Consider the following 25,606-nt stretch of genomic DNA (forward strand, 5'->3'; position numbering starts at 1 on the left):
CCCCCCCCCCCCCCCCCCCCCCCCCCCCCCCCCCCCCCCCCCCCCCCCCCCCCCCCCCCCCCCCCCCCCCCCCCCCCGCTCCCACAAGTTTTACAGCGCGCTTTACTGCGGGGTGTTCCCTACAGTTTTTGCGGTGCGCCTTACAGCGGAGTATCCGGCTGGTTCGCCGGATGCGCCTTGATAAACGCCGGATGCTGTTCCGCCAAGGCGGCCACCCGACGAATACGTGGGTAAGCCTCCAGCGAGACCTTGAAACGCTGCGCCGCATACAGCTGTGGAATCAGGTAGACATCCGCCAGACCCGGCTCCTTGCCGAAGCAATAACCGACCTCGCCAATCAACTGCTCCACCGCCGCCAGCCCCTGGCTAACCCAGTGGGCGATCCACTCCTGCACCTGGGCGTCGTCATGCCCCCACTGGCGCAGCAGGTTGGTGGTGCCGGAGTTGTGCAGCGGATGAATATCGCAACCGATCAGCGCCGCCACCGCCCGCGCGCGGGCACGGGTCAGCAGGTCCGAGGCCAGCAGCGGCGGCTGTGGATAACGTTCTTCGAGAAACTCGATGATCGCCGGTGACTGCGTCAGCACATCGCCGGCGTCCGTACGCAAGGCCGGCACCCGGCCCTGCGGGTTCACCGTCAAGTACGCGGCCTGGCGCTGTTCACCGCCGCCCGGGGCAATAAGATTGATCGGCAGCGCGTGGTAATCCAGCCCCTTGAGGGCCAGGGCAATCCGCACGCGGTAGGACGAAGTCGAACGGTAGTAGGTGTAAAGCTCCATGGTCCTGTCCTCTCAACGCGCCGAGACAATCTTGCCCCGGCATTCGCCGAAGCCAATGGAAGCAAAACCTTCACGGCGGCAACGCGCCCGCAGGATGATTTCGTCGCCGTCCTCAAGAAACTTGCGCACTTCACCCGAGGCCAGTTCCAGCGCTTTCTTGCCACCTTCGGTGATCTCCAGCAGGCTGCCGAACTGCCCGGCTTCAGGACCGGACAAGGTGCCCGAACCGAACAGGTCGCCGGCCTGCAACTGGCAGCCGTTGACACTGTGGTGGGCAACCAGTTGCGCCACGGTCCAGTACATGTGCCGGGTGTTGCTCAGGGTCAAGCGCTGGGCCGGCAGGTTCTGCTCGCGCATGGCCTCGGTCAGCAGCAACACTTCCAGTTCGATATCAAAGGCACCGCCCTGCTGATCGCGCGCGTCGAACAGGTATGGCAACGGCTGCGGATCGCCTTGCGGACGCGCCGGCTGGGCCTGGCGGAACGGCTCCAGTGCCTCGGCCGTCACCACCCAGGGCGAGACGCTGGTGATAAAGCTCTTGGACAAAAACGGCCCCAACGGCTGGTACTCCCAGGCCTGGATATCCCGCGCCGACCAGTCGTTGAGCAGGCAGAAACCGGCGATATGCTCGGCGGCATCGCCGATGGCAATCGACTCGCCCATGGCATTGCCCGGGCCGATCCAGATGCCCAGTTCCAGTTCGTAGTCCAGGCGTGCACAGGGACCGAAGGTCGGCTCGCTCTGTCCGGCGGGCAAGGTCTGACCCTTGGGCCGCCGAACCTCGCTGCCGGACGGGCGTACGGTCGAGGCGCGGCCGTGATAACCGATGGGTACGTACTTGTAGTTGGGCAGCAACGGGTTGTCGGGACGGAACAATTTGCCGACATTCTGCGCATGCTCGATGCCGACATAAAAGTCGGTGTAGTCACCGATCCTGGCCGGCAGGTGCAACTGGCAATCGGCGGCCAGATGCAGCAGCTTGGCGCCCTGGGCTTCAATCTTGCCGCGCAGGCTGCTGCCTTCGCCAAGCAGTTCCAGCAGGCGAGCACGCAAGGCCACACGGGCTACGGCGCCGAGCGCAAAGAACGCATTCAACTGACCACCACGGGTCGCTTCGACAGCGACCTTGGCCTGGCCTTCAAACAAGCCAAGTTCCAGGGCCGCTTCCAGGTCGAAGATCTGCTCGCCAATCGCCACGCCACTGCGCGGGGTCGAGCCCTCGTAGCTGAACACCCCCAGCGGCAGGTTCTGCAACGGGAAATCGGCATGGCCGTTGGCGGACGCAACCCAGCTGCGAAGGATGGTTGGCTGAGTCATGGGTTATCTCCGATTCGGGTTGAAAGTGACGGGCACTGTGGCCCAGCAAGTATCGTAGTTGCTTTGCAGCTGCGGGCAATCCAGGGCGAAACGGCTCGGGCGCAGCACCTGGCTGGTCTCGAACATGAAGGCCATGGTGTTGTCGATCTTGCTCGGCGCCAGTTCGGCGGCAATCGCCCGGGTGCAGGTTTCACCGTCCGGACCATGGGCGCTCATGCAGCTGTGCAGCGACGCGCCGCCAGGCAGGAAACCTTCGGCCTTGGCATCGTAGGCGCCCTGGATCAGGCCCATGAACTCGTTCATCAGGTTGCGGTGGAACCACGGTGGACGGAAGGTGTTCTCGGCCACCATCCAACGCGGCGGGAAGATCACGAAGTCGAGGTTGGCCAGGCCAGGCACGCTGGTGGGTGAGGTCAACACGGTAAAGATCGACGGGTCCGGGTGATCGAAGCTGACCGTGCCAAGGGTGTTGAACCGGCGCAGGTCGTATTTGTATGGCACGTTGTTGCCATGCCAGGCGACCACGTTGAGCGGCGAATAATCAAGCTCGCAACCCCAGAGTTCACCGAGGAACTTCTGCACCAGGGTCGTCGCTTGCCGCAGGTCTTCATAGTGGGCGACCGGGGCCAGGAAGTCCCGCGGATTGGCCAGGCCATTGCTACCGATAGGGCCCAGGTCCGGCAGGCGCAGCGGCGCGCCATGGTTCTCGGCGAGGTAGCCACGGGCTTGCGGGTCAAGCAGTTCGACGCGGAATTTCAGGCCACGGGGCAAGACAGCGATTTCCAGTGGCTCGATCTCCAGCACCCCCAGCTCGGTGACGAGCCGTAGCCGGCCCTGCTCCGGAACCAGCAGCCATTCGCCGTCGGCATTGAAGAACACTCGTTCCATGGAACGATTAGCACGGTAGCCGTAAATACTGATGCCAGCCGGTGTCTGCGCCGCCGAATTGGCCGCCATGCTCACCAGGCCATCAAGCAAGTCGGTGGGCTCGCCCGGAATCTCCAGCGGGTTCCAGCGCAGGCGGTTGGGGGTGACCGCACCCAGCGGGCCACCGGCCAACTGCCGCTCCAGCTTGACGAACGCCGGGTGCCGGGCCGACGGCTGGATGCGATACATCCAGGTGCGCCGCGCTTCGCTGCGGGCCATGGTGAAAGCCGTGCCGGAGAACAGTTCGGCATACAGGCCGTAGGGTGCTTTTTGCGGGGAGTTCTGGCCGACCGGCAGCGCACCGGGCAGGGCTTCGCTGCTGAATTCGTTACCGAAGCCGGACTGATAGGCCAGCACCGTGGAATCGGGGTTCATGGAGCCTCCTGGAGGGAGTGGACCTGGGGCTGCCTCCAGATTCGGGAGGAGTGCAACACGGGTCGGTTTATTTTTATGGAGATGAAATTATGCATTACGTAACTTGATTATGCAGAACGTAATTTGATTGACAGTGCCCGTCAAGCTATAAAGACGCCCATTCGTCCCGGGATTACATTGCCTCCATGGAAAAGCCGCGCCCTACCAGCGACAGCAACGGTAAACAGAAAGTCCGCTCGGCTGAGGTCGGTACCGACATCCTCAAGGCCTTGGCCGAGCTATCGCCCAGTACTTCGCTGTCGCGCCTGGCCGAGCATGTGCAGATGCCGGCGAGCAAGGTCCACCGCTATCTACAGGCCTTGATCTCCAGTGGGTTCGCCGAGCAGAACCCAGCGACCAACCACTATGGCCTGGGTCGTGAAGCGCTGCGGGTCGGCCTCGCCGCGCTCAACAGCATGGACGTGCTGCACGTGGCGGCGATGCCGCTGGCGGAACTGCGCGACGACCTGAATGAAAGCTGTTTCCTCGCCGTGTGGGGCAACCACGGGGCGACCGTGGTGCATATCGAACCGGCCGTGCGCACGGTGACGGTGGTGACGCAGCTGGGTTCGGTGTTGCCATTGCTCAGTTCGTCCACCGGGCTGGTGTTCAACGCCTTCCTGCCGGATCGGGAAACCGTCGAGTTGCGTGAGGCGGAACTCAAGGCCGGACATCCGCATCCGCTGGCCGATGTCAGCGCGTATACCGCGACTTGTGAACAGATCCGCCAGCGCGGACTGCATTTCGTCCATGGCTTGCTGATGCCGGGGGTCGATGCCTTGTCGGCACCGGTGTTCAATGCCCTGGGCCAGGTGGCGGCAGTGCTGACGGTGGTGGGGCCGACGTCGCTGTTCCACGCCGATGAAAATGGCCCGGCGGCCAAGCGGTTGCTGGCGGCGAGCGAGGCGGTGAGTTGGCGGATGGGCTATCAGAAGACCTGAACCCTCTCGAACCTGGCGATATCCTGCAGCGAAACACCGTCCTTGTAGGAGCCGGCTTGCTGGCGATGGCGGCCGATCAGGCGATGCAAGACTCACTGGCCTCATCGCCAGCAAGCCGGCGCCTACAAGGACCGCATCAACCCGTCGTTAGCCCATCAAACCCAAAGCCTTGGCTTTGGCCACCGCCTGGGTCCGCCGCTCCACCCCGAGTTTGCTGTGAATCCGCCGCGCATGGGTTTTCACCGTGTGCAGTGAAATAAACAGCTGATCGGCGATCTGCAAATTGGAGCTGCCCAGGGCAATCAGCTTGAGCACTTCCAGTTCACGCTGGCTCAAGGGATTGTCACCGGTGGCGATCAGCACCTCCTCGAACCCCAGGCTCGCCAGCATCCCTGACTGGCGCAAACGCAACTCACGCAAGGCCTGTTGCAGGTTGCAGCGGCTGACCAGCGCCAAGCCCTCCTCCAAATGACTCTTGGCCAGCGCCGTTCGCCCTTGCAGAAACGCCACTTCCGCCAGTGCCAGGCGCAGCTCGGTTTCTATCCCCTGCATGCCGCGCCGCTGGGCCTGTTCAAGCAACAGCGCCAGCGCCTCCAGCGGCGCCTGAGCCTTGTGCAGATAGACCTGCGCCAGCACCAACAGGTATTCAAGACGTGGAATCAATTCCAGCGTCGCCGGGGGCGCCTGCACCCCATTCGCGCCGCTGTAGTGACGCAACACCCGGGTCAGCGCCTCTTCCGCCAGCTCGGGTCGCCCCTGCTGCAACCAGAAATGGCAACTGACCATCAGCAGCACCGCGCGATACACCACATCGGGGATATGCCGTTGCTGCATCAAACGTTCGGCGTCGCGCAGGCGGACAAACGCCTGGGCGTAATCGCCGTGGTTGGCATCCAGCAAGGCCAGCCCGAGAAAGCCGTACAAGGCCTGTTTATCCTGGCTGCGCAGGCACTCGTCCAGACCCGTCTGAAAATACTCGGCCGCCTGTTGATCGCGGCCCTGGCGCAGGGCGATCCGTCCCTGACGCAAGGCGATCCGCCCCAGCAGCGGCCCGGCCAGATGGCGTTTGGCCGATAACAGGGCCTGCATGTTGTCCAGCAGGCTCTCGCTGCGGTGCAGGGCACCACGCTGCTCCAGCAACTGCGCATGATCCAGCTCCAGCAGCGCCTCGAACAGCAACGAGCCTTGTGCCCGCGCCAGGCACAGGGCGTCGCGACTCAAGGCGTGAGCCTGCTCCAACTCGCCCGCGAGCAGCGCCTGCTGGGTCAGCCCCGACAAACAGAACAACCGCGCCGGCCAGGCGGCTGGCGGCAGATCCTGCAAGGACTCGAGAAAATGCCCACGCGCACATTGCGCCTGTCCCTGCAAATGCAGCAACCAGCCCTGCTGGGCCTGCCAACGCGCCACCAGTTGCCGTTGTGCCGCCGCCGATGGCTGCGGGATAAAACGGGCCATCTGCTCGATGCTGTGGGCCGCCTCGTCGAAGCGCCCGGCGAACAGCAACGCGGTGGTGATCAAGCCCACCAGATGCGGCGTGCCGAACATCAGCTCGTCTGGCTGATGCTCGTGCAGGCGCAACAGCAGCGCCACGTTCTGCTCCTGGAACAGGTAATCGAAGGTGAAGTTGTGCAACAGGCTGGCCGCCACTTCGAACTCTTCGGCGGCCAGGGCCTGCTCCACCGCCGCCTGCCAGTCACCGTGGGCGCTGAACCACTGGCAGGCGCGCCGATGCCAGGAGCGTCCGGCCGGCCAGGGTTCATCGCGCAGCAACAGGGCCAGTGGCGCGAACACCCGTAGCCATTCCGCGGAGTCTTCCCAGGGTTCGATAAAACACCCCAGCTCTTGCAGGGTGCGCATCCACTGGGCGCCCTCCCCCGCACCGAACAGGTGCTCGCAGAGGTCGGCATTGAAACGTGGCAGATGTACCAACACGCGCCAGGCTTCGGCCAGCTCCGGTGCCAGGGCATCGAACAGTTCGTGTTGCAGGTAGTCGAGCAAGGTCGCCGAACGTCGCGACCCGGCGTCGGGCGCGTTGGCGATCCAGGCCGGCGCCTCGAGCATGGCGACCCGCACCCCGGCGCACCATCCGGCGGTGTACTGGTCCATCCGGTCGAGGCACTGCGGGGTCAGGGTGATCGACGGATGACTGACCAACCGTTCGATTTCACCGCGCGCGAAGGCCAGGCTCGGGCCTTCGACTTCGTAGAGTTCACCTTCGAGCAACAGCCGCGGCCAGTTGCAGTGCGGCCGCCGCCGCACGCCCAGCCACCAGCTGAGGACCGGACTGCTGACCGCCAACAAGCGATCGAGCAGTTGATCCAGTGCCGGGTTGGGCAAACGACAGTAGTCGTCGAGAAAAATCCAGGTGGGGGTGGTCCAGCGCGCCAGCCGTGCCAACAGACTCGACTCGTCCTGGGGCTCGTCCAGCCCCAGCGCCTGGGCCAGGGCCGCGCAAAATGCGTCGGTCGTGAGGCTCGCCCCGGACAACGGCAGCCAGCACACGCCACAGCTGGGTGGGGCTTGCAGCAAGCATTCGGCGAGCAGGGCGCTCTTGCCGCTGCCGGCGGGCGCACAGAGCAAGCGGACCCGTGCCTGGGACTCGATCAACGGGGTACTCAGACGCGGACGTGGCAAATGACGGGAGGATAAACGAGGCAGGAACCCGGGACGGTCCAGACGCGGGGTCATGGCGGTCATTGCGGCGGCCTTTCTTGATTTTATCCAGTCACCCTAGCCCTGTTCGAGCCGGAGGATGAACAAATATTCAGGAAACTTATCGCTGACCATAAAAAACAGGCCCCAAGGGCCAATGAAAGGGATCTTGAAAACACCCCAAACCCTGTAGGAGCCGGCTTGCCGGCGATAGCGGCCGCAAGGGCGACGCAAGGCTCAAGGGCCTCATCGCCGGCAAGCCGGCTCCTACAGGGGGGATGGCGAAGCGTTTAGCGCACCCCGCTTGCCCGCAGCGCCGCCGGCGTGTAATCCGCCGCCTTGCCGACAAAACCGAACTGGAAGCTGTGCTTCTCTTCGTTCTTCATGCCCAGGGCGATATAGCGCCCGGCAATCAGGTCATACAGCGCTTCAACGGTATAAGCCGGCACCTGGTGGTCGTAGTAGAACTGCGCATGACCTTCAGCCACCCGCCACAGTTGGCCGCGACCGTCGTAGTGATCCACCAGCGCGACCTGCCAGCTGTCCTCGTCGATGTACATATGACGCTTGGCATAGATATGCCGCTCGCTTGGCTTGACCGTGCCCTCGATTTCCCAGACCCGGTGCAGCTCGTAGCGGGTCAGGTCCTGGTTGATATGCCCGGCCTTGATCACGTCGGTGTACTTGAGGGTCGGCGAGTCCAGCTTGTAGCTGTTGTAAGGGATGTACATCTCCTTCTTGCCGATCAGTTTCCAGTCGTAGCGGTCCGGCGCGCCGGAGAACATGTCGAAGTTGTCCGAGGTACGCAGGCCGTCGGCGGCGGTGCCCGGACCGTCATAGGCGACTTGCGGGGCGCGACGCACACGGCGCTGGCCGGCGTTGTAGACCCAGGCCAGGCGCGGCTCCTTCACCTGGTCGAGGGTTTCGTGCACCAGCAATACGTTGCCCGCCAGACGCGCCGGCGCGGTGACTTCCTGCTTGAAGAAGGTCAGCACGTTGGCGCCCTTGTCCGGCGCCAGGTCGGGAATTTCCGATGGCACGGCGGCTTCTTCCTCGAAGGTGATCGGGGTGAAGGAGCCGTCGGTCTGCGGCGTGGCCTGGGTGATGGTGCGGCGCAGGTTGCCGCCGTGGTAGCGGGTGATGTGGTTCCACAGCACTTCCACGCCGTTCTTCGGAATCGGGAAGGCGTAGTAGCGGTTGCCGGTGAAGTTCGCCAGACCGTTACCGTCGTTGATTGCCGTGACATTCAGGGCGCTGCGCTTGGCCGCCTCCAGAACCGCATCCGGCAGCACCACGCTGCGGTGCGTCGGATAGACCGGGATCTTGTAGGTCTGCGGATAACGCTTGAACATCGCCAGTTGGCCTTCGGAGAGCTTGGCCTTGTACTGTTCGGCGGTGGCCGCAGTGATGATGAATAGCGGCTTTTCATTGGCGAACGGGTCGGCCAGGAAGCCTTTGCTGTCCACCGCGCCGGCGTTTTTCGGGATACCGCCGGTGTAGGCCGGGATCGAGCCGTCGGCGTTGCCGGCCTTTTCCGCGCCGATGGCAGTCAGGCTGGTACCGAGCTTGGCCGCTTCCTCCGGGGAAACCGCCGCCATTACGTTGGCTGCCAGCAGGCTCAAGGCCAGGGCGCCACATTGCAAAATCATCTTGCGCATAAAGTTGTCCTTCTCAAGCCTGGATCAGAAGTTCGCGCCGACGCTGAGCGCCACGAAGTCACGGTCAATCAGGGTGTTGTAGTTGCCACCGAAAAAGTCGGTGTAGCTGAGGCTCGCGGTGTAGGTGTTGCGGTAGTCGGCGTCCACACCGATGCTGACCGCCTTGGCGCCCTGGTTGAACAGGCCGTTGGGGCCGTATCCCTTGACGTCATGGGACCAGGACACGTTGGGCTTGAGGTTGATCCCGGCGAACACGTTGCTGTAGTCGAGGATCGCCCGGGCACGGTAGCCCCAGGAGGTCGCGGTGACGAAACCGCTGGTATCGCCCTGGTAACCATAGGCACCGTAGACCGAGTCACGCCCGTAACGCAGCTTGTCCTTGGTCTCCAGGCCGCCGACATAGGTCATCCCCGCCTCGCCCACCAACGTCAGGCGCTCGGCACCGAGGACCTGGTCGAAGAACTGCGTGAAGGTGGTTTGTACCTGGGTGATTTCCTTGCGACGGTAGCCGGAGTTGTCCGAACCAGGACTGGTCTGGATCGGCGAGGCGGCGCCACCGGCAATCGGGTTGACCAGCGCCAGGGTCAGGTCGGTGGTGTTGAGCTGCACCGGAGCGTTGGGACGATAGCTGATCTCGCCACTCCAGGCGGTGCCGGTCGGCAGGGTGGTGGAGAAGCTGGCGCCGTAGAGGCGGATGTCTTCCGGATACTCAAGGTAGTACTGACCGCGTCCCAGCATGATGCTTTGCGCCAGACCGCTACGGAAGGCGGCTGGCGCCAGCGGCAGGATACTGCCCAGCGCCGTGATGGTGCTGGCACTGGCGGTGGTGGTGCCGACGGTCGGGGTACGACTGTGGTAGTTCATGAAATACAGGCCGTACTCGGTGTCGCTGCCCAGCCAGCGCAAGGCCATGCCCCATTGGCCGCCGTCACGGGCATCGCGGTCATCGCCACGCTGCACCACGACACCTTCCGGAGTGACCTGAAAGCCCTGGCCGAACGCCGCGGCCAGCGGTTGCAGCGGCGCAATCGCCGGACTGCCGACGGTGTAGTTGTTGTTGCAACCGTGCTGCACCACATCGTTGCCGAAGAAGGTGCCGCAGTTGTCGACGACGGTGTTTTCCCAGTTCAACTGGTAGAACCCTTCGACCGTCAGTTGGTCGGTCAGGCTCTGGGAGGCGAAGAACATGTTGACCGGGATCAGGCCTTCCTTGATCTCGGCACCTGGCCGGCGGAAGGCCGATACGTCGATGGGGTTGATGCTGTTGATCGAGTTGCCGATAAAGGTACTCTCACCCCAACTGACCACCTGCTTGCCCAGGCGCACGGTGCCCGGCAGGTCGGCGATGGAGTAGTTGTGGTAGACGAAGGCGTCGAGCAGTTGCGCGCCGGAAGAACGTGCCGCTTCATCGCGATGGTGATCGCTGATGTCCTTGAAGTCCTGGCCGCCGTCGGCTGTCGCAAAGTCGTACCAGTACTTGCCGCGGACGAAGACGCCGGTGTCACCGTATTTCAATTCCAGGTCGTGAATACCCTTGATGATCTTCGAGAAGGCTTCGCCCTTCTTGTAGTTCAGGCGTCCGTCATCACCGGTGGCGGCCTGGCCGGTACCGCCATTGGGCACCCCCACCAGGCTCTTGTCGGCATCGCGCAGGCCCCAGCTCACGCCGGCCGACAGGGATGAGTCGAATTTGCCTTCGATTTCTCCGATGTTGAACGAAACAGCCTGCGCCTGCGCACTGACGCTCATGGCAACCGCGATGGCCAGAGCCTGCGGCGTGAAGATGGCGCGCATTGTTGTTTTTGTCATGCGTCTTCCCCGGTGTGTGACAGAAGGCTTCACCCTACTCACCACCAACGGGAGCGATAAGCGCACCAAGGAGGTATTCGTGCTGTACCTCGAAAGGATGAATGCAGGCTTGCGACGCGGTTTGCAGCGGACCATCGAACCGGTGGATAGCGTGTCATAGCGCACATGGATAGAGGATTGTCCGGGATGACTCCGGTTGCCGCAAATGGAAAAGCGACTGTTACCCCAGCGGTAACGGTGATTGTCGCAAAGCGGGCTTTTTCAGCCGGGGGCAGGTCCTTATTATGCTCATCATTCATTGTTTACTGACGTTGATTTACTCCTTGATCGAACGTCTTCCCTTGGCCACTGCGTTTGCAGTGGCCTTTTTTATGCCTGCGTCATTCGCCCCCGTACAACGTCTCATCAGCGCTGACACGAGCAAAATCAAACACCGAGACCCTTCGTACACGGTTGAAAGACCCAAGCCTCTTCCCACTGATTGAGACCGGGATTCACTCTGTAGCACTCAACTACATCACGTCATGGGGAAAGGAATCGCTGATGAAACCGATCAACTACAACGCCTACCGCAGCACGCGGAGTTTCAACGACCGGGTTCGCTTGCTGGTCATGCATTACACCGCCGGCGACTTCGCCAGCGCCCTCGGGTTTCTGACCGGTCCTAATGTCAGCAGTCATTACCTGGTGCCCGATGTCACCGACCCGAGCTATCTCCAGGCTGGCTTCAAGGAACAGGAAGTGTTCAATCTGGTCGACGAACAAAAACGCGCCTGGCATGCGGGCATCAGTGCCTGGGACGGCAGGACGCAGCTCAATGACACCGCGATCGGCATCGAGATCGTCAACCTGGCGTCCGAGAGCGCGGGACAGTTTCATTTTCCGCCTTATGAGCCGCGGCAGATCGAAGTGCTCAAGCAATTATCGCTGAATATCCTCGCCCGCTATCCCGATATCGGCCCCACCCAGGTGGTCGGGCACTCGGATATCGCCTGGAATCGCAAGAGTGATCCGGGAGCCGCCTTTCCCTGGCACGACCTGTATCTGTCGGGCATCGGTGCCTGGTTCGACGAAGCAACCCGCGACCAGTACCTGCGCAAATACACGTGCGACGGCCTGCCACCTCGGGCAACGGCATTGGAGCAGTTCAAAAAGTATGGGTATGACGTGACGGGAGCGGACACGGAGAAGGGATTCAAACAACTGGTCAGGGCGTTCCAGTTGCATTTCCGGCCAAAGGATTATGCCGGCGCGCTCGATGCCGAGACCGCCGCCATCCTCGCGGCGTTGGTGGAGAAATACTTCCCAAGGGCATAAAACCGACACAGGGCCAGCCCTTATCCCGGTCATTGAAAACACCGCGTACTGTACAAGCCGGCTTGCTGGCGATGAGGCCCTTGAGCCCTGCATCGCCGGCTCGGCAGCGCCTACAGGTGCTGCCTTGTGTCAGGTAGAGCCGTTATTCAGGCTATGTACTTCTGCAGGTTCACCATCATTTCCCGTAGCGCTTCGGGTGTGTCCTTCGGATGCACGGCACCCTCGAAATCGCAGATCTGCTTCCAGCTGGCCGCCACGTCTTCCACGGAAAAACCGTTGTGCGGGTCGAAGCCGGCGCCCAGGCTGCGCTCCCAGCGGGTCTTGCCGATCCAGCCGCCACCGACTTCGAACAGACCGGAAGTTTCATCGCACTGCTCACTGCCGAGGAACACCACCAGCGGGCTGATCAGCTCCGGCTTGAGCAGCTCGAAGACCTGCGGCGGGATCAGGCCTTCGGTCATGCGCGTGCCGCCAGTCGGGGCGATGGCGTTGACCAGGATATTGTTCTTGCGGCCCTCGATGGCCAGGGTCCGGGTCAAGCCATACAGGCCGAGCTTGGCCATGCCATAGTTGGACTGACCAAAATTGCCGTAGATGCCGGACGTCGACGCGGTAAAGATCACCCGCCCGTAGTTCTGCTGGCGCAGATGTGGCCAGGCGGCGTGGGTGACTTTGTAGGCACCTTCGACATGCACCCGGTAAACCAGGTCCCAGTCGGCGTCCTCCATCTTCAGGAAGGTCTTGTCCCGCAGGATCCCGGCGTTGTTCACCACCACATCGATACGGCCAAAGGCATCCAGGGCGTTCTGCACGATCTTGTCGCCATCGGTGACCGAGTCGTGGTTGGCCACGGCGGTACCGCCGGCCTCGCGAATCTCGGCCACCACCTTGTCCGCCGCCGAGGCGTTGGCGCCCTCACCGTGGGCCGAGCCGCCGAGGTCGTTGACCACCACTTTCGCCCCATGGCGGGCGAACAGCAGTGCATGGGCACGCCCCAGGCCGCCACCGGCGCCGGTAACGATCACCACTTTATCTTCGAAGCGCACAGACTCACTCATACAGGACTCCAGCCAGGGCCGATGGAAATAGAAGCCGAGTGTCGGACACCCGGCCTTTGCTCACAATAAAGTCGGCCAGGGCTGAATAGTGTGCGATAAGGCAGCGGGATAGTCCGGCCCTGGCCGCGACTGCCCGCATTGACGCCCACTCCCCGGGCAATCCCGGACGCTGGCCTCAGAGTCTGAATCCGGGGTCCTGCTGGTCCAACTTGCGCAGCAGCGCCGGCCAGGCCAGCGCACCGCCCATGCCCTGGGCGCTACGGGTCACCGCGGCGACCATGGCCTTGGCCCCGGCGAGAATCTGCGGCTCGATGACGATCAGTGGCGCCGCGCCATTTTGCGCCAGCACCTGGATATCGCAGGCCCGTTGGAAGGTGAACATCATCAGGAAGGTATCGGCGATGGTCGAGCCGCAGGTCAGCAGGCCGTGGTTGTGCAGCATGAGAAAGTTGTTTTCGCCGAGATCGGCCTGCAACCGCGCTTTCTCCTCATGGTTGAGGGCCACCCCTTCGTAGGCGTGATAGGCCAGGCTCGACAGCACGAACAGCGATTGCTGGCTGATGGGCAGCACGCCCTGCTGCTGCGCCGAGACCGCGACACCGGCGGCGGTGTGGGTGTGCAGCACACAGGTCACGTCGTGACGCACCTCATGAATGGCGCTGTGGATAGTGTAGCCGGCCGGGTTGATCTCATAGGGGCTGTCCAGCAACTTGTTGCCGGCCTGATCGACCTTGACCAGGCTCGACGCGCTGATCTCGTGGAACATCAGCCCGTAGGGGTTGATCAGGAAATCCTCGGTACCCGGGACCTTGGCCGATATATGGGTGAAGATCAGGTCGTCCCAACCGTGCATCGCCACCAGGCGATAACAGGCGGCCAGGTCCACGCGGGTCTGCCATTCGGCGGCGCTGACTTGGCTCTTCACATCGGGTGCGGCGGTAACAGGGGCTGCGTTCACGGCACTGACCTCGGCGGTTTTCGGTTTTTATTCTAGTACCCGCCAGTCTAGAGCAGCCCGTTGCCGCAACGGAGTTGCCTTGCCAGCCAGCTTGATGACCCAGCGAGTCAGCCAGGGCGGCCGAAGATGAAATCAGATCATTGCCGCCAACAAGGGCGCGGCAAACAGGTTCAGCAGACCGGTCAGAACCATCACCAGGCCCGCCACCGAGCCCTCTTCACCGCCCACTTCACGGGCGCGGCTGACCCCGGCACCGTGAGCCCCGACGCCGAACAACGCACCGCGCGCCAGACTGCTGCGCAGCGGCAACCACTTGAGCAGCAGCCCGCCGAGAAACGCCCCGAAAACCCCGGTGACCATCACGAACACCGCGGTCAGCTCGGGCACGCCACCCAGGTTCTGCGCCAGCGGCATGGCAAAGGGCGTGGTGATCGAGCGCGGCACCAGCGACAAGGTCAAACTGTTATCCAGCGACAGCGCCCTGGCCAGCCAGTAAGAGCTGCCGATAGACGCCGCGCTGCCGGCCAGCATCCCCAACAGCAACGCCGGGCCATGGCGCAGCAGCATCTGCCGCTGCTGCCAGATCGGCACCGCGAAGGCCACGGTGACCGGCCCCAGGATCAACATCAACCAGTGGGTATCGCGCGAGTATTCGGCGTACGCCGTGTGCAGCGGTAGCGCCACCGCGAGCAGCACGAAGGGCACCAGGATCAGCGGCGACAGCAGGTAACGCCCCGTGCGGCCATACACCCAGCGGCTGAACACATAGGCCAGCAGGGTCAGCCCCAGCCAGAACAAGGACATCCACTCAAGCTTCACGACGGGTGCTCCAGCGACAAACGAACTCGACGGTAAAAGCGGTCGCCAGCATCACCGCCAGGGTACTGACGCCGATCACCAGCAGGATCCGCCAGCCGTCCTGGCGCACCATGGCGCCATAGTCCAGCAGGCTCATCAACGCCGGGATGAAGAACAGCAACATCTCCGCCATCAACAACCCGGCCCCCAGTTGCAGGGTGGCAGGCTTGACCCAGCCAGTGGCAAAGGCCAGCAACAGCAGCGCCAGGCCGATCACCCCGCCGGGAATCGGCCAGTGGCTCCAGGCGGCGAACAGCATGCCCAGCTGATAGAGCCCCAGTAATACGGCCAGTTCGGCCAGCAGGCGACAGGATTTTTTCAGCAATAGACGGTTCATCGGATTCAGTCCTCTCTGGAAACCAATTTTAAAGTTGTCGCTACCATCCCAAAAGCGAATTGTTAGACTAGAAGTCATTCCAATTTGGAATCAGGTCATGGAATTCAAGCAACTGCGCAGCTTTATCGAGGTGGTCCGTCAGGGCGGCTTCACCCAGGCGGCGAAAACCCTGCACATCAGCCAGTCGGCGGTCAGCAAGCAGGTTGCCCAGCTCGAACACGACCTCGCCACGCCATTGTTCGATCGCCAGGGTTCACGGGTCCTGCTGACGGCGGCCGGCGGCGTGGTGCTGCAACGGGCTGAAGAAATGCTGCGCCTACGCGACGGGTTGCTCAGCGAACTGGATGACCTGAGCCACCTGGCCCGCGGCGAACTGCGCCTGGGTCTGCCGCAACTGGGCGGTGAAACGCTGTTCGCCAGCCTCTTCGCCGAGTACCGGCGGCGCTACCCGAATATCAGCATTCACCTGCTCGAAGGCGGCAGCCTGAATATCGAGCCGGCGGTGCTGAGCGGCGAACTGGAGCTGGGCGGCAGCCTCAAGCCGAGCGACCCGGCGTTCGACTACCAGCTGTTTTGCGACGAGCCACTGGATGTGTTGCTGGCGAACGATCATCCGCTGGCCGAGGAAGGCTCGATCCGCCTGGAACAATTGGCCGATACGCCGTTTCTGTTGTACCAGCGCAGTTTCGTGCTCAATCACCGCCTGATGGAAGCTTGTCGGCAAGCCGGCTTCACCCCCAAGGAGAGTGGACGCAGCGGCCAGGCCGACTTTCTCGCCGCGCTGGTGGCCGCCGGGCAAGGCGTGGCGCTGCTGCCCAGCGTGGTTGCACGCTCGCTGATACGACCCGGCGTGGTCCGCCTGACTTTGAGCTCACCTAGCGACCTGCGCTGGGATATCGCCTTTATCTGGCGCCGCGGCGCTTACCTGTCGAAAGCCGCCCAAGCCTGGCTGGCATTGTTGCGCGAGCAGCCAGTCAGCCACCGGTACAATACCCCCGTGTAGGAGCCAGCTGGCTGGCGATTGCGATCCGATAGCCAACATCGTTGTCGCCTGAACAATAGCTATCGCCAGCAAGCTGGCTCCTACAGTGTGGTATTTCAAGACAAGATCGGCGACGCCCGCTCGCAGGCCTTAGCGCAAGGCGCTGATGAACTCGGCCAGCCACGGCTCGGCATCGGTTTCCGGGGTGACGCTTTCGCTGGCATCCAGACGCAGCATTTCCTTCACCTCCCGCACGCCCAGCTCGGCAAACAACTCACGCATCTGTTCGCCTCCGCCACAGAAAGTATCGCCGTAGCTGGAATCACCCAGGCCGATCACCCCGCCCGGCAGGCCACGCCACGCCGCCGGCAACTGGTCGCGGATGGCGTTATACAGCGGTTGGAGATTGTCCGGCAGCTCACCCATGCCAGTGGTGGCGGTCACGGCCAGGAAGGCCTCCGGGGCGAAGGCCTGAACATCGGCCAGGGTCGCCCGCGGGTTGTGCCAGGCTTCAAAACCGGCCTCGCGAAGGATTTTTTCAGCGTGGCGGGCAACTTCTTCGGCGGTGCCGTAGACCGAGCCGGAAAGGATGGCAACTTTCATCAATCTGATCCTGATGCTGGATAAAAACCCCAGGATACCAGCAGATGAGAGACTTTCTCACAAAACCCGCCCCTCGCCGCAAGCAAATGGAATGGATTATTCAAGACGATGTCTTAAACTTCGACAGATTCGTCAATGGACTGCGGGTGCGCTGAAGAATGATAAATCCCAAACTGTTGCAACTGGTGATTGATGCGTCGAACGACGGTATCGTCGTGGCCGAACAGGAAGGCGAAGACCATATCCTGATCTACGCCAACCCGGCGTTCGAACGCCTGACCGGCTACACCAACGAAGAGACTCTCTACCAGGATTGTCGTTTCCTGCAGTCGGGCGACCGCGACCAGCCGGCACTGGAACTGATCCGCGAAGCCCTGCACACACGCAAGCCGTGCCGTCAGATCCTGCGCAACTACCGCAAGGATGGCAGCCATTTCTGGAACGAGCTGTCGCTGTCCCCCGTGCTCAACGAAAGCGACCAACTGACCTATTTCGTCGGTGTACAGAAAGACGTGACGGCGCAGGTCAAGGCGCAACAGCGGGTAGCCCAACTGGAAGCAAAACTGGCCGAGGTTCAGGCTGAGCTGGATGCGCTCAAGGCCGCCACCGGCCAGCCGCGATAACCCAGGCAGCAATCCCCCGTCGGCCAAGGCAGACGCCTGATCGTCGATCAGGTATCGAGCCGACCGGCCAGCAATTGCTGCAAGCGCCGGCGCATCAGCCGGCCGTCATTGCCCAGGCAGCCGATGCTCGAGCCTTCCAGGCGTTCCTGCAACAACTCCGCAACATCCCCGGCCAGCATCACCGCGCAGTCCACCGACAGCGCCAGGCGATTGAGCCGGCGTGGCAGGTCGGCCATCGGCGAACGGTTGGAATACAGCACCAGCGCCTCGGGCCGGACCCTTTCACAGACCAGGGTCAGTTCATCGAAGGGCTGGCCAACTGCCAGAACGCTGACGGAGCGGTCGCCGTCGCCCAGCAACAGGCCGGCCACCAGCAATTCGAGTTCACGACATTGATCCGGTAAAGCGGCGAGCACGATACGCTGGGAAGGCAGCCCGCGAACCAGGTGCAGGCGCTGCAGGACCCGCGCGCGCAGGAACGCATCGAGAAACAGCCACTCGCTGACCTGGCCGAACTCGTTCGTCTGCAGCAGCAGGCGCTGCCACAGCGGCAGGAGGATATTCTGGAACACCACGGTCAGCGGATAACAGGAAAACACCTGCCCGTAGAGGCGTTCGAGGGCCGGTTCGTCGAAAGCGCTGACCGCGGCACGCAATTGCGCCTGCCACTCATCCCATTCCGTCTGGGCAATCGATTGCGTGGAAATGCCGGTGGGTGTGTGGATGGACACGGCCTGGACGGCGGTTTTCGCCAGAATCTTGCCCACCTTGCTCACCGCCACACCGCGCTCGATCCAGCCCATGATGGTACGGACTGTCTCGATATCGCTCATGGCATAGAGCCGATGCCCACTTTCGGTGCGCGTCGGTTGAATCAGACCGTAGCGTCGCTCCCACGCCCGCAGGGTGACCGGGTTGACGCCGGTCAGGCGCGAGACTTCACGAATGGGAAACAACTCCTCCTGTTTCAACGCCCGCAACAGCGGCGTGGCAGGTTCAAGTTCGGTCATGACGGGCATCTGTCACACATTTATGAATAGGATTTGACCGATATTCTAGCCCACGGGATCCAACTCTCTGCAAATCGTACGCAATACGAGTCACTTGCTTGGTGCATTTCGCGAGAATAGGGAATAATTCTTGCCTGTCCACACACGCAGCCCACCACCCCGGCGCTGCGTTGCGCATCTGCCTTACCCGGGCGGCATGCTTGTCTTACGGAGATACATGATGTCTACCTCACCCGTCACCATGATGGTTGCCCGGCGTGTCGCCGAGGGCCGCTACCAGGAGATGCTCGCCTGGTTGCATGAAGGCGAATTGCTCGCCACCGACTTCCCCGGTTACCTGGGCTCCGGCGTGCTCGCCCCGCCGTCCGGCGATAACGAATTCCAGATGATTTTCCGCTTCAACGATGCCGCGACCCTCAACGCCTGGGAGCATTCCGCCTCGCGCAAGGCCTGGTTGGCGCGTGGCGGCGACCTGTTCGCCGGGCCGCAGGAACGGCGGGTCAGCGGCATCGACGGCTGGTTCGGCGCCGTGGGCCAACGACCGCCACGTTGGAAACAGGCGGTGGCGATCTGGCTGGCGTTCTTTCCGGTGTCGCTGCTGTTCAACTTTGGCCTGGGGCCGTTGCTGGCCGAGTTAAGCCTGGGGCCGCGGGTCCTGGTCAGTACCCTGGCGCTGACACCGTTGATGGTCTACTTCTTCATTCCGCTGTCGACCCATTTGCTGGCGGGTTGGTTGCACAGTACGAAGGCCTTGGCGCTGCCGAGCGACACGGCCACCGCCAGGCGTTGAAACAACAGGGTCCTGTAGGAGCCGCCGGTCGACGCTCGATTGCCAGCGATAGCGATGCAGCATTCACCGCCGTCATCGCTGGCAAGCCAGCTACAGGTTTCGCGGTGCCAATAAGACCCCGTTCTCATTGACAGATCGGTACCGTGGCAGCGCTCGCCACGTACAACGGTTGTACAAGCCCAGTGGCTGGTATAGTTTTGACTTCAACGTCAACCGACGCCTCTCCACCGCTTGCCACGAGCCATCGATGCCACCGTCTAGTGCCCCAATCCTGATTACTGGCGCCGGCCAGCGTGTCGGCCTGCACTGCGCAGAGCGACTGCTGGCCGACGGCTACCCGGTGATCGTCAGCTATCGCAGCGAGCGTCCCGGGGTCCAGGCCCTGCGCGACCGCGGTGCCACCGCGCTGTTCGCCGATTTCTCCAGCGAAGCCGGGATCCTGGCCTTTATCGAGGCGCTGAAGCAGCACACCGACTGTCTGCGGGCGATCGTTCACAATGCCTCGGCCTGGATTAAAGAAGGCCCTGACAATGAAACCGCGGCCTTTACCCAGATGTTCAGCCTGCACATGCTGGCGCCCTATCTGATCAACCTGCATTGCGCCGAGTTGCTGGAGCGCTCGCCAATGGCCGATATCGTGCATATCAGCGACGATGTCACCCGCAAGGGCAGCAGCCAGCATATCGCCTACTGCGCCAGCAAGGCCGGCCTGGACAGCCTGACCCTGTCCTTCGCCGCCCGCTACGCGCCACGGATCAAGGTCAACGGCATCGCCCCGGCCCTGCTGATGTTCAACCCCGACGACGACGCGGTGTACCGCGCCAGGACCCTGGCCAAATCGGCCCTGGGTATCGAACCCGGAGCCGGGGTGGTCTACCAGAGCCTGCGCTACCTGCTGGACAACCCGTATGTCACCGGCACAACCTTGACCGTCAACGGCGGCCGGCACCTTAAATAAGCCGCCCCGCGAGGAACCCTTTCCATGAGTGCCACACTGCCCGAGCATTACCGCGAAATCCTTCTGGGGCTGGGCGAAAACCCCGACCGCGAGGGCCTGTTGGACACCCCGAAACGGGCCGCCAAGGCCATGCAATACCTGTGTCACGGTTATGCCCAGAGTCTCGAAGAAGTGGTCAACGGTGCGTTGTTCGCCTCCGACAACGACGAGATGATCATCGTCAAGGACATCGAGTTGTACTCGCTGTGCGAACACCACCTGCTACCCTTCATCGGCAAGGTCCACGTCGCCTACATGCCGACCGGCAAGGTCCTGGGGCTGTCGAAGATCGCCCGGATCGTCGACATGTTCGCCCGTCGCCTGCAGATCCAGGAAAACCTCACCCGGCAAATCGCCGACGCCATCGAACAAGTGACCCAGGCCGCCGGCGTGGCGGTGGTGATCGAAGCCCAGCACATGTGCATGATGATGCGCGGCGTGGAAAAACAGAATTCGACCATGAACACCTCGGTGATGCTCGGCGCCCTGCGCGACTCAAGCACCACCCGCATGGAGTTCCTGCAACTGATTGGACGGAGCAAGTAGCAATGCCACAACTTCAACCAGGCATGGCGCGCATCCGGGTCAAGGACCTGTGCCTGCGTACCTTTATCGGCATCAACGAAGACGAGATCCTCAACAAGCAGGATGTCCGGATCAACCTGACCATCCTCTATGCGGCCCAGGAAGCGGTGCGCGACAACGACATCGATCACGCCCTGAACTACCGCACCATCACCAAGGCGATCATCCAGCATGTGGAGGGCAACCGCTTTGCCCTGCTCGAGCGCCTGACTCAGGAGCTGCTCGATCTGGTGATGAGCAACGCAGCCGTACTTTATGCCGAGGTCGAGGTCGACAAGCCCCACGCGCTGCGGTTTGCCGAGTCGGTGTCGATTACGCTCGCGGCGAGCCGTTGAGCCACTGAGCCGTCTGGCATTCGCCGCGCCAGGCTCTTATCATCGCGGCCTACCTTCACCCCCACAGAGTCCATCATGACCGAGCAAGAACGCCTCGAACTCGAAGCCGCCGCCTTTCGCCGGCTGGTCGCCCACCTGGACAGCCGCAAGGATGTGCAGAACATCGACCTGATGAACCTCGCCGGGTTCTGCCGCAACTGCCTGTCCAAGTGGTACAAGGCCGAAGCCGACGAACGCCAGATCGAGGTCAGCCTCGACGACGCCCGTGAAGTGGTCTACGGCATGCCTTATGCCGAATGGAAAGCCCAATACCAGCAAGAAGCCAACGCCGAACAACAGGCGGCGTTCGCCAAAGGAAAACCCCATGAGTGATTTGAACACCCTGCGTGCCAGCCTCAACAGCGGCGCCCATGTTTTTGCCGAGACCCTGGCGTTCGTTGCCGCCGGTTACGACTACCAGCCACAAGCGTTCAACAACGGCGGCGTGGAAAACGCCGCCGGACAGAACGAAGGCTCGTGCAAGACCCTGGGTCTGGCGCTGCTGGAAGGCTTGAGCGATCAGGAAGCGTTGCTCGCCTTCGGCGAACATTACCGTTCGGTCCTGGCCACCCCCGAGGGCAGCGACCACGGCAATATCCGCGCGTTGATGAGCCACGGCCTGGCCGGCGTGAAGTTCACCCAGGCGCCGCTGACTCGCCGCTGATCCAGGGCCCGGCCAGCACATCGCGACTTTTAAGATTGACCCGGCGACTTTATTTCGTTTGCCGGGGAGCGCTGCTCACGGCTTAGATAAAAAGAAGTCTTCCTTCTTTCGAGTCAGGTCTCCATGAGCAGCGAAACCATCAGCCAGTCGATCTCCATCGTTCACCCCATCAGCCTCAGCCACGGCAAAAACGCCGAGGTCTGGGACACCGACGGCAAACGCTATATCGACTTTGTCGGCGGCATCGGCGTACTCAACCTCGGCCATTGTCACCCGCGCATCGTTGGGGCCATTCGCGAACAAGCCACCCGGCTGACCCACTACGCATTCAACGCCGCGCCGCATGCGCCCTACCTCGAACTGATGGATCGGCTGACGGCGTTTATTCCGGTGTCTTACCCGGTCAGCGGCATGCTCACCAACAGCGGCGCGGAAGCGGCGGAAAACGCCCTGAAAATAGTCCGTGGCGCCACCGGCCGCACGGCCGTGATTGCCTTTGACGGCGCCTTCCACGGCCGTACCCTCGCCACCCTCAATCTCAACGGCAAAGTCGCCCCCTACAAACAGAAAGTCGGGGTGCTGCCAGGACCGGTGTATCACCTGCCCTTCCCCAGCCAGGACAACGGCGTGAGCTGTGCCGAGGCGCTGAAGGCCATGGAGCGGCTGTTCAGCGTCGAGATCGATGTCGAGGACGTCGCCTGTTTTATCCTTGAACCGGTGCAGGGCGAAGCGGGATTTTTGGCGCTGGATGTGGAGTTCGCCCAGGCCTTGCGACGTTTCTGCGATGAGAAAAATATTCTGCTGATCGCCGATGAAATCCAGTCCGGATTCGGCCGCACCGGGCAGCGCTTTGCCTTCTCGCGACTGGGGATTGAACCAGACCTGATCCTGCTGGGTAAAAGCATTGCCGGCGGTGTGCCACTAGGAGCGGTGGTCGGACGCAAGGCGCTGCTCGACAGCCTGCCCAAAGGCGGACTGGGCGGCACCTATTCGGGTAACCCAATTGCTTGTGCCGCGGCATTGGCGACCCTGGATGAGATGACTGACGCTCACTTGCAAGCCTGGGGCGCGCAACAGGAAGAGGCGATTGTCAGCCGTCACCAGGCTTGGCGCGCCAACCAGCTGTCACCCTATCTGGGGCGCTTGACCGGTATCGGCGCCATGCGTGGCATCGAGTTGATCAACCCTGACGGCAGCCCTGCGTCGGCACAGTTGACGCAATTACTGGCCCTGGCCCGCGCGGCCGGCTTGCTGCTGATGCCCAGCGGCAAGTCGCGGCATATCATCCGGCTGCTGGCACCTTTGACCACTGAAGCGGCGGTGCTGGAGGAAGGGCTGGATATCCTTGAGGCATGCCTGGCCAGACTTGCCTGACCCTTGCATGCGGTTCACTCAAGCCGAATGCGTCCCCTGATGTGGGAGCGGTGCTTGCCCGCGAAGAGGCCCTTCAAGGCGCTGAAAAGCTTCGCGGGCAAGCACCGCTCCCACACAATCAGAACGAAGCGTTCTGCAGGTCGTCGAGGTAGCGCTCGGCGTCCAGGGCCGCCATGCAGCCGGCGCCGGCCGAGGTAATGGCTTGACGGTAAACGTGGTCAGCCACGTCGCCGGCGGCGAACACACCTTCCACGTTGGTAGCGGTGGCATTGCCTTCACGGCCGCCCTGCACCACCAGATAGCCGTCTTTCAAGGTCAACTGCCCCTCGAACAACGAAGTGTTCGGGGTATGGCCGATGGCGATGAACACGCCGTCGACTGTCAGCTCGTCGAAGCTGCCGTCGTTGTTCTTCAGGCGGGCACCGGTGACGCCCATGTTGTCGCCCAGCACTTCGTCCAGGGTGGCGTTGAGCTTAAGGACAATCTTGCCCTCGGCGACGCGAGCATGCAGCTTGTCGATCAGGATCTTCTCGGCGCGGAAGGTCTCGCGACGGTGCACCAGGGTCACCTTGCTGGCGATATTGGCCAGGTACAGTGCCTCTTCCACGGCGGTGTTACCGCCACCGACCACGGCGACTTCCTTGTTGCGATAGAAGAAACCGTCACAGGTCGCGCAAGCGGAAACGCCCTTGCCCATGAACGTCTCTTCCGACGGCAGGCCCAGATAACGAGCGCTGGCGCCAGTGGCGATGATCAGCGCATCGCAGGTGAAGGTGCCGCTGTCGCCCACCAGGGTGTAGGGCTTCTTCGCCAGGTCCACCGCGTTGATATGGTCGAAGACGATTTCGGTTTCGAAACGCTCGGCGTGCTCTTTCATCCGGTCCATCAGCGCCGGGCCGGTCAGGCCGTGCACGTCGCCGGGCCAGTTGTCGACTTCGGTGGTGGTGGTCAACTGGCCGCCGGCCTGCATGCCGGTGATCAGCAGCGGCTTGAGGTTGGCACGCGCGGCATAGACCGCGGCGCTGTAACCGGCAGGGCCGGAACCGAGAATAATCACCCGCGAATGACGTACTTCAGACATGACTCACTCCTATCGACCGCCCGTCAGCTACCGGTGCGGAGCGCCGGCGGACCGGCTGGAATAAAAAAGGACTGCGACAGCACTTGGGGAAGGCTTGTAGCACACAGTCCTGAAAAATAATGAGGTGCAGCGTATCGAGGAGGCGAAGATTAAGGAAATACGCAATAACAATCCAGCTCATAGCGGCTCTCTATCCTGAGCGCTGTTATTTTCGACGCCTTTGTTACTGCAAATGTCGGCCCTTTCACCGCCCCGGCAAAGTCGGTAAGGTCGGCGCGTTTTCCTTCTCTCGGAGCACGTTATGCCCGCACCCGTCCTGTCCGGCCCGCAATACCTGCGCGAAGGCCTGAAACTGGTCCTGAGCCCGGGCCTGCGCCTGTTCGTCCTGCTGCCGCTGGCGATCAACCTGGTGCTGTTCGTCGGTTTGATCTACCTGGCCGGCCACCAGTTCAGTGCCTGGGTCGACAGCCTGATGCCGACCCTGCCGACCTGGCTGAGTTTCCTCAACTACATCCTCTGGCCGCTGTTCGTGGTGCTGGTGCTGTTGATGGTGTTCTTCACCTTCACCCTGATCGCCAACGTGATTGCCGCGCCCTTCAACGGCTTTCTCGCGGAAAAGGTCGAAGTGGTGGTGCGCGGTACCGACAATTTCCCGGCCTTCAGCTGGGCAGAACTGCTGGCGATGATTCCGCGCACCCTGGCGCGGGAAATGCGCAAGCTCGGTTACTTCCTGCCGCGGGCCATCGGCTTGTTGATCCTGTCGTTCATCCCCGTGGTGAATATCATCGCCGCTCCGCTGTGGTTGCTGTTCGGGGTGTGGATGATGGCGATCCAGTACATCGACTACCCGGCGGACAACCACAAGTTGAGTTGGCAGGGCATGCTCGCCTGGCTGCGGCAGAAACGCTGGCAGTGCATGAGCTTTGGCGGGATCGTCTACCTGGTGCTGCTGGTGCCGGTGGTCAACATCGTGATGATGCCTGCCGCCGTGGCCGGGGCGACCTTGTTCTGGGTTCGTGAGCGCGGTGAAGAAGCCGTGGCCAGCGAGAAGCGCTGAGGCAGCGCAAACCTTTTAGAGACCGTTCGCTAATCACGCTTGAACTGCCCTTTCCCAGCCCACTGATACACAAGGCTGGTACACATGGCACTGATAGCACAACCGTTCCGGCACCCTGTTGCAACGGTCTACCGAGTCAAGCGGGAGGTCTAGGTAGTAGGCCTCCTACACTGGGGGGGAAGGAATCACGCACGCCCTAAGTGATATCATCTGGCCTTCATCCTAAAATTTATCAATTTGATACCGCCCTTTGAGTCCTTGCATCGAGGCAACGCCAATGGTGGGATCGTAAAGTAAGTCGGCTAAACCGGATACACCGCCAATACCGGTGATGTGCAGGTGCGCTGGCAGTTCTGATCCGTTAAATTGAGTTCACCGGATAACGCCCATTTTTCAGTCATGAACGATGGGCGTTTATCTTTCGGTCGGCAGCGGATGTGT

At 62.3% G+C, this 25,606-nt stretch carries 25 protein-coding genes; 12 read left to right on the top strand and 13 right to left on the bottom strand.

The annotated features are described in order from the left end of the window. Positions 1-140: 140 nt before the first annotated feature. Genes maiA through hmgA form a run of 3 tightly spaced genes read right to left on the bottom strand, consistent with a single transcriptional unit; the run spans position 141 to position 3,398 of the window. Positions 141-779 carry a maleylacetoacetate isomerase gene (gene maiA / locus AC07VG_RS21530; protein ID WP_495001065.1) on the bottom strand — a complete coding sequence of 213 codons (639 nt, stop codon included), beginning with the start codon at positions 777-779 and terminating at the stop codon, positions 141-143. Between the two features lie 12 nt (positions 780-791). After that, positions 792-2,096, bottom strand: coding sequence for a fumarylacetoacetase (gene fahA / locus AC07VG_RS21535; RefSeq protein ID WP_495001066.1), 1,305 nt, complete (start codon positions 2,094-2,096; stop codon positions 792-794). 3 nt (positions 2,097-2,099) lie between these two features. Continuing rightward, the gene (hmgA, locus tag AC07VG_RS21540; protein ID WP_495001067.1) at positions 2,100-3,398 is read right to left on the bottom strand and encodes a homogentisate 1,2-dioxygenase; all 1,299 of its coding nucleotides are present in this window, start codon (positions 3,396-3,398) and stop codon (positions 2,100-2,102) included. 185 nt (positions 3,399-3,583) lie between these two features. Between hmgA and AC07VG_RS21545 the strand changes: the two genes are divergently transcribed. Then, entirely contained in the window at positions 3,584-4,378 is a 795-nt protein-coding gene (locus AC07VG_RS21545; protein WP_495001068.1) for an IclR family transcriptional regulator, read from the top strand. 147 nt (positions 4,379-4,525) lie between these two features. Here AC07VG_RS21545 and AC07VG_RS21550 read toward each other — a convergent pair whose 3' ends face one another. The 3 genes from AC07VG_RS21550 to AC07VG_RS21560 form a co-directional block, all read right to left on the bottom strand. Next, positions 4,526-7,075 carry a LuxR C-terminal-related transcriptional regulator gene (locus AC07VG_RS21550; protein ID WP_495021852.1) on the bottom strand — a complete coding sequence of 850 codons (2,550 nt, stop codon included), beginning with the start codon at positions 7,073-7,075 and terminating at the stop codon, positions 4,526-4,528. Positions 7,076-7,320: 245 nt separating this feature from the next. Continuing rightward, positions 7,321-8,688 carry a DUF1329 domain-containing protein gene (locus AC07VG_RS21555; protein ID WP_495001070.1) on the bottom strand — a complete coding sequence of 456 codons (1,368 nt, stop codon included), beginning with the start codon at positions 8,686-8,688 and terminating at the stop codon, positions 7,321-7,323. 24 nt (positions 8,689-8,712) lie between these two features. Next, positions 8,713-10,497 (bottom strand): DUF1302 domain-containing protein, encoded by a 1,785-nt coding sequence (locus tag AC07VG_RS21560; protein WP_495001071.1) that lies wholly within the window; start codon positions 10,495-10,497, stop codon positions 8,713-8,715. Between the two features lie 543 nt (positions 10,498-11,040). On the opposite strand from AC07VG_RS21560, the gene AC07VG_RS21565 reads away from it, so the two are divergent. Next, positions 11,041-11,814, top strand: coding sequence for an N-acetylmuramoyl-L-alanine amidase (locus AC07VG_RS21565; protein WP_495001072.1), 774 nt, complete (start codon positions 11,041-11,043; stop codon positions 11,812-11,814). Positions 11,815-11,960: 146 nt separating this feature from the next. Here the strand turns inward: AC07VG_RS21565 and AC07VG_RS21570 are convergent, their stop codons facing one another. The 4 genes from AC07VG_RS21570 to AC07VG_RS21585 all read right to left on the bottom strand — a co-directional run bounded on the left by AC07VG_RS21570 (position 11,961) and on the right by AC07VG_RS21585 (position 15,025). Next, the gene (locus AC07VG_RS21570; RefSeq protein ID WP_495001073.1) at positions 11,961-12,872 is read right to left on the bottom strand and encodes an SDR family oxidoreductase; all 912 of its coding nucleotides are present in this window, start codon (positions 12,870-12,872) and stop codon (positions 11,961-11,963) included. 175 nt (positions 12,873-13,047) lie between these two features. Continuing rightward, a complete protein-coding gene (locus AC07VG_RS21575; protein WP_495021853.1) occupies positions 13,048-13,830 on the bottom strand; it encodes a class II aldolase/adducin family protein in 783 nt (260 codons plus the stop codon). Positions 13,831-13,962: 132 nt separating this feature from the next. Continuing rightward, positions 13,963-14,649: an LrgB family protein gene (locus AC07VG_RS21580; protein ID WP_495001075.1), complete on the bottom strand. Its 687-nt coding sequence runs from the start codon at positions 14,647-14,649 to the stop codon at positions 13,963-13,965. Then, positions 14,639-15,025 (bottom strand): CidA/LrgA family protein, encoded by a 387-nt coding sequence (locus AC07VG_RS21585; RefSeq protein WP_495001076.1) that lies wholly within the window; start codon positions 15,023-15,025, stop codon positions 14,639-14,641. The genes AC07VG_RS21580 and AC07VG_RS21585 overlap by 11 nt, the downstream gene beginning before the upstream one ends. A gap of 97 nt (positions 15,026-15,122) precedes the next feature. Here AC07VG_RS21585 and AC07VG_RS21590 point away from each other — a divergent pair, with 97 nt between their 5' ends. Next, positions 15,123-16,028, top strand: coding sequence for a LysR family transcriptional regulator (locus AC07VG_RS21590; protein ID WP_495001077.1), 906 nt, complete (start codon positions 15,123-15,125; stop codon positions 16,026-16,028). A gap of 129 nt (positions 16,029-16,157) precedes the next feature. Here AC07VG_RS21590 and AC07VG_RS21595 read toward each other — a convergent pair whose 3' ends face one another. Continuing rightward, positions 16,158-16,610 (bottom strand): flavodoxin, encoded by a 453-nt coding sequence (locus AC07VG_RS21595; RefSeq protein WP_495021854.1) that lies wholly within the window; start codon positions 16,608-16,610, stop codon positions 16,158-16,160. Between the two features lie 158 nt (positions 16,611-16,768). Between AC07VG_RS21595 and AC07VG_RS21600 the strand changes: the two genes are divergently transcribed. Further along, complete coding sequence (locus AC07VG_RS21600) at positions 16,769-17,233, top strand: PAS domain-containing protein (protein WP_495001079.1); 465 nt, start codon at positions 16,769-16,771, stop codon at positions 17,231-17,233. 47 nt (positions 17,234-17,280) lie between these two features. On the opposite strand, the gene AC07VG_RS21605 is transcribed toward AC07VG_RS21600, so the two are convergent. Continuing rightward, positions 17,281-18,252 carry a MerR family transcriptional regulator gene (locus AC07VG_RS21605; RefSeq protein ID WP_495021855.1) on the bottom strand — a complete coding sequence of 324 codons (972 nt, stop codon included), beginning with the start codon at positions 18,250-18,252 and terminating at the stop codon, positions 17,281-17,283. Between the two features lie 211 nt (positions 18,253-18,463). On the opposite strand from AC07VG_RS21605, the gene AC07VG_RS21610 reads away from it, so the two are divergent. The 7 genes from AC07VG_RS21610 (at position 18,464) to AC07VG_RS21640 (ending at position 23,027) form a co-directional block, all read left to right on the top strand. Next, complete coding sequence (locus AC07VG_RS21610) at positions 18,464-19,033, top strand: antibiotic biosynthesis monooxygenase (RefSeq protein WP_495001081.1); 570 nt, start codon at positions 18,464-18,466, stop codon at positions 19,031-19,033. 247 nt (positions 19,034-19,280) lie between these two features. Next, on the top strand, positions 19,281-19,991 hold the full coding sequence (gene folM / locus AC07VG_RS21615) for a dihydromonapterin reductase (protein WP_495021856.1): 711 nt from the start codon (positions 19,281-19,283) through the stop codon (positions 19,989-19,991). Between the two features lie 24 nt (positions 19,992-20,015). Next, the gene (folE, locus tag AC07VG_RS21620; RefSeq protein WP_495001083.1) at positions 20,016-20,576 is read left to right on the top strand and encodes a GTP cyclohydrolase I FolE; all 561 of its coding nucleotides are present in this window, start codon (positions 20,016-20,018) and stop codon (positions 20,574-20,576) included. A gap of 2 nt (positions 20,577-20,578) precedes the next feature. Next, entirely contained in the window at positions 20,579-20,950 is a 372-nt protein-coding gene (folX, locus tag AC07VG_RS21625) for a dihydroneopterin triphosphate 2'-epimerase (protein ID WP_495001084.1), read from the top strand. 75 nt (positions 20,951-21,025) lie between these two features. Then, a complete protein-coding gene (locus tag AC07VG_RS21630; RefSeq protein WP_495001085.1) occupies positions 21,026-21,322 on the top strand; it encodes a DUF1244 domain-containing protein in 297 nt (98 codons plus the stop codon). Next, positions 21,315-21,653 (top strand): HopJ type III effector protein, encoded by a 339-nt coding sequence (locus AC07VG_RS21635; RefSeq protein ID WP_495001086.1) that lies wholly within the window; start codon positions 21,315-21,317, stop codon positions 21,651-21,653. The genes AC07VG_RS21630 and AC07VG_RS21635 overlap by 8 nt, the downstream gene beginning before the upstream one ends. 123 nt (positions 21,654-21,776) lie before the next feature. After that, positions 21,777-23,027: a 2-aminoadipate transaminase gene (locus tag AC07VG_RS21640; protein WP_495021857.1), complete on the top strand. Its 1,251-nt coding sequence runs from the start codon at positions 21,777-21,779 to the stop codon at positions 23,025-23,027. A 118-nt stretch (positions 23,028-23,145) separates the two neighbouring features. Here AC07VG_RS21640 and trxB read toward each other — a convergent pair whose 3' ends face one another. Further along, on the bottom strand, positions 23,146-24,108 hold the full coding sequence (gene trxB, locus AC07VG_RS21645) for a thioredoxin-disulfide reductase (RefSeq protein ID WP_495001088.1): 963 nt from the start codon (positions 24,106-24,108) through the stop codon (positions 23,146-23,148). Positions 24,109-24,409: 301 nt separating this feature from the next. Here trxB and cysZ point away from each other — a divergent pair, with 301 nt between their 5' ends. After that, complete coding sequence (cysZ, locus tag AC07VG_RS21650) at positions 24,410-25,165, top strand: sulfate transporter CysZ (RefSeq protein WP_495021858.1); 756 nt, start codon at positions 24,410-24,412, stop codon at positions 25,163-25,165. Positions 25,166-25,606 lie beyond the last annotated feature (441 nt).

The sequence above is a fragment of the Pseudomonas sp. GW821-FHT03C07 genome (assembly GCF_059420925.1).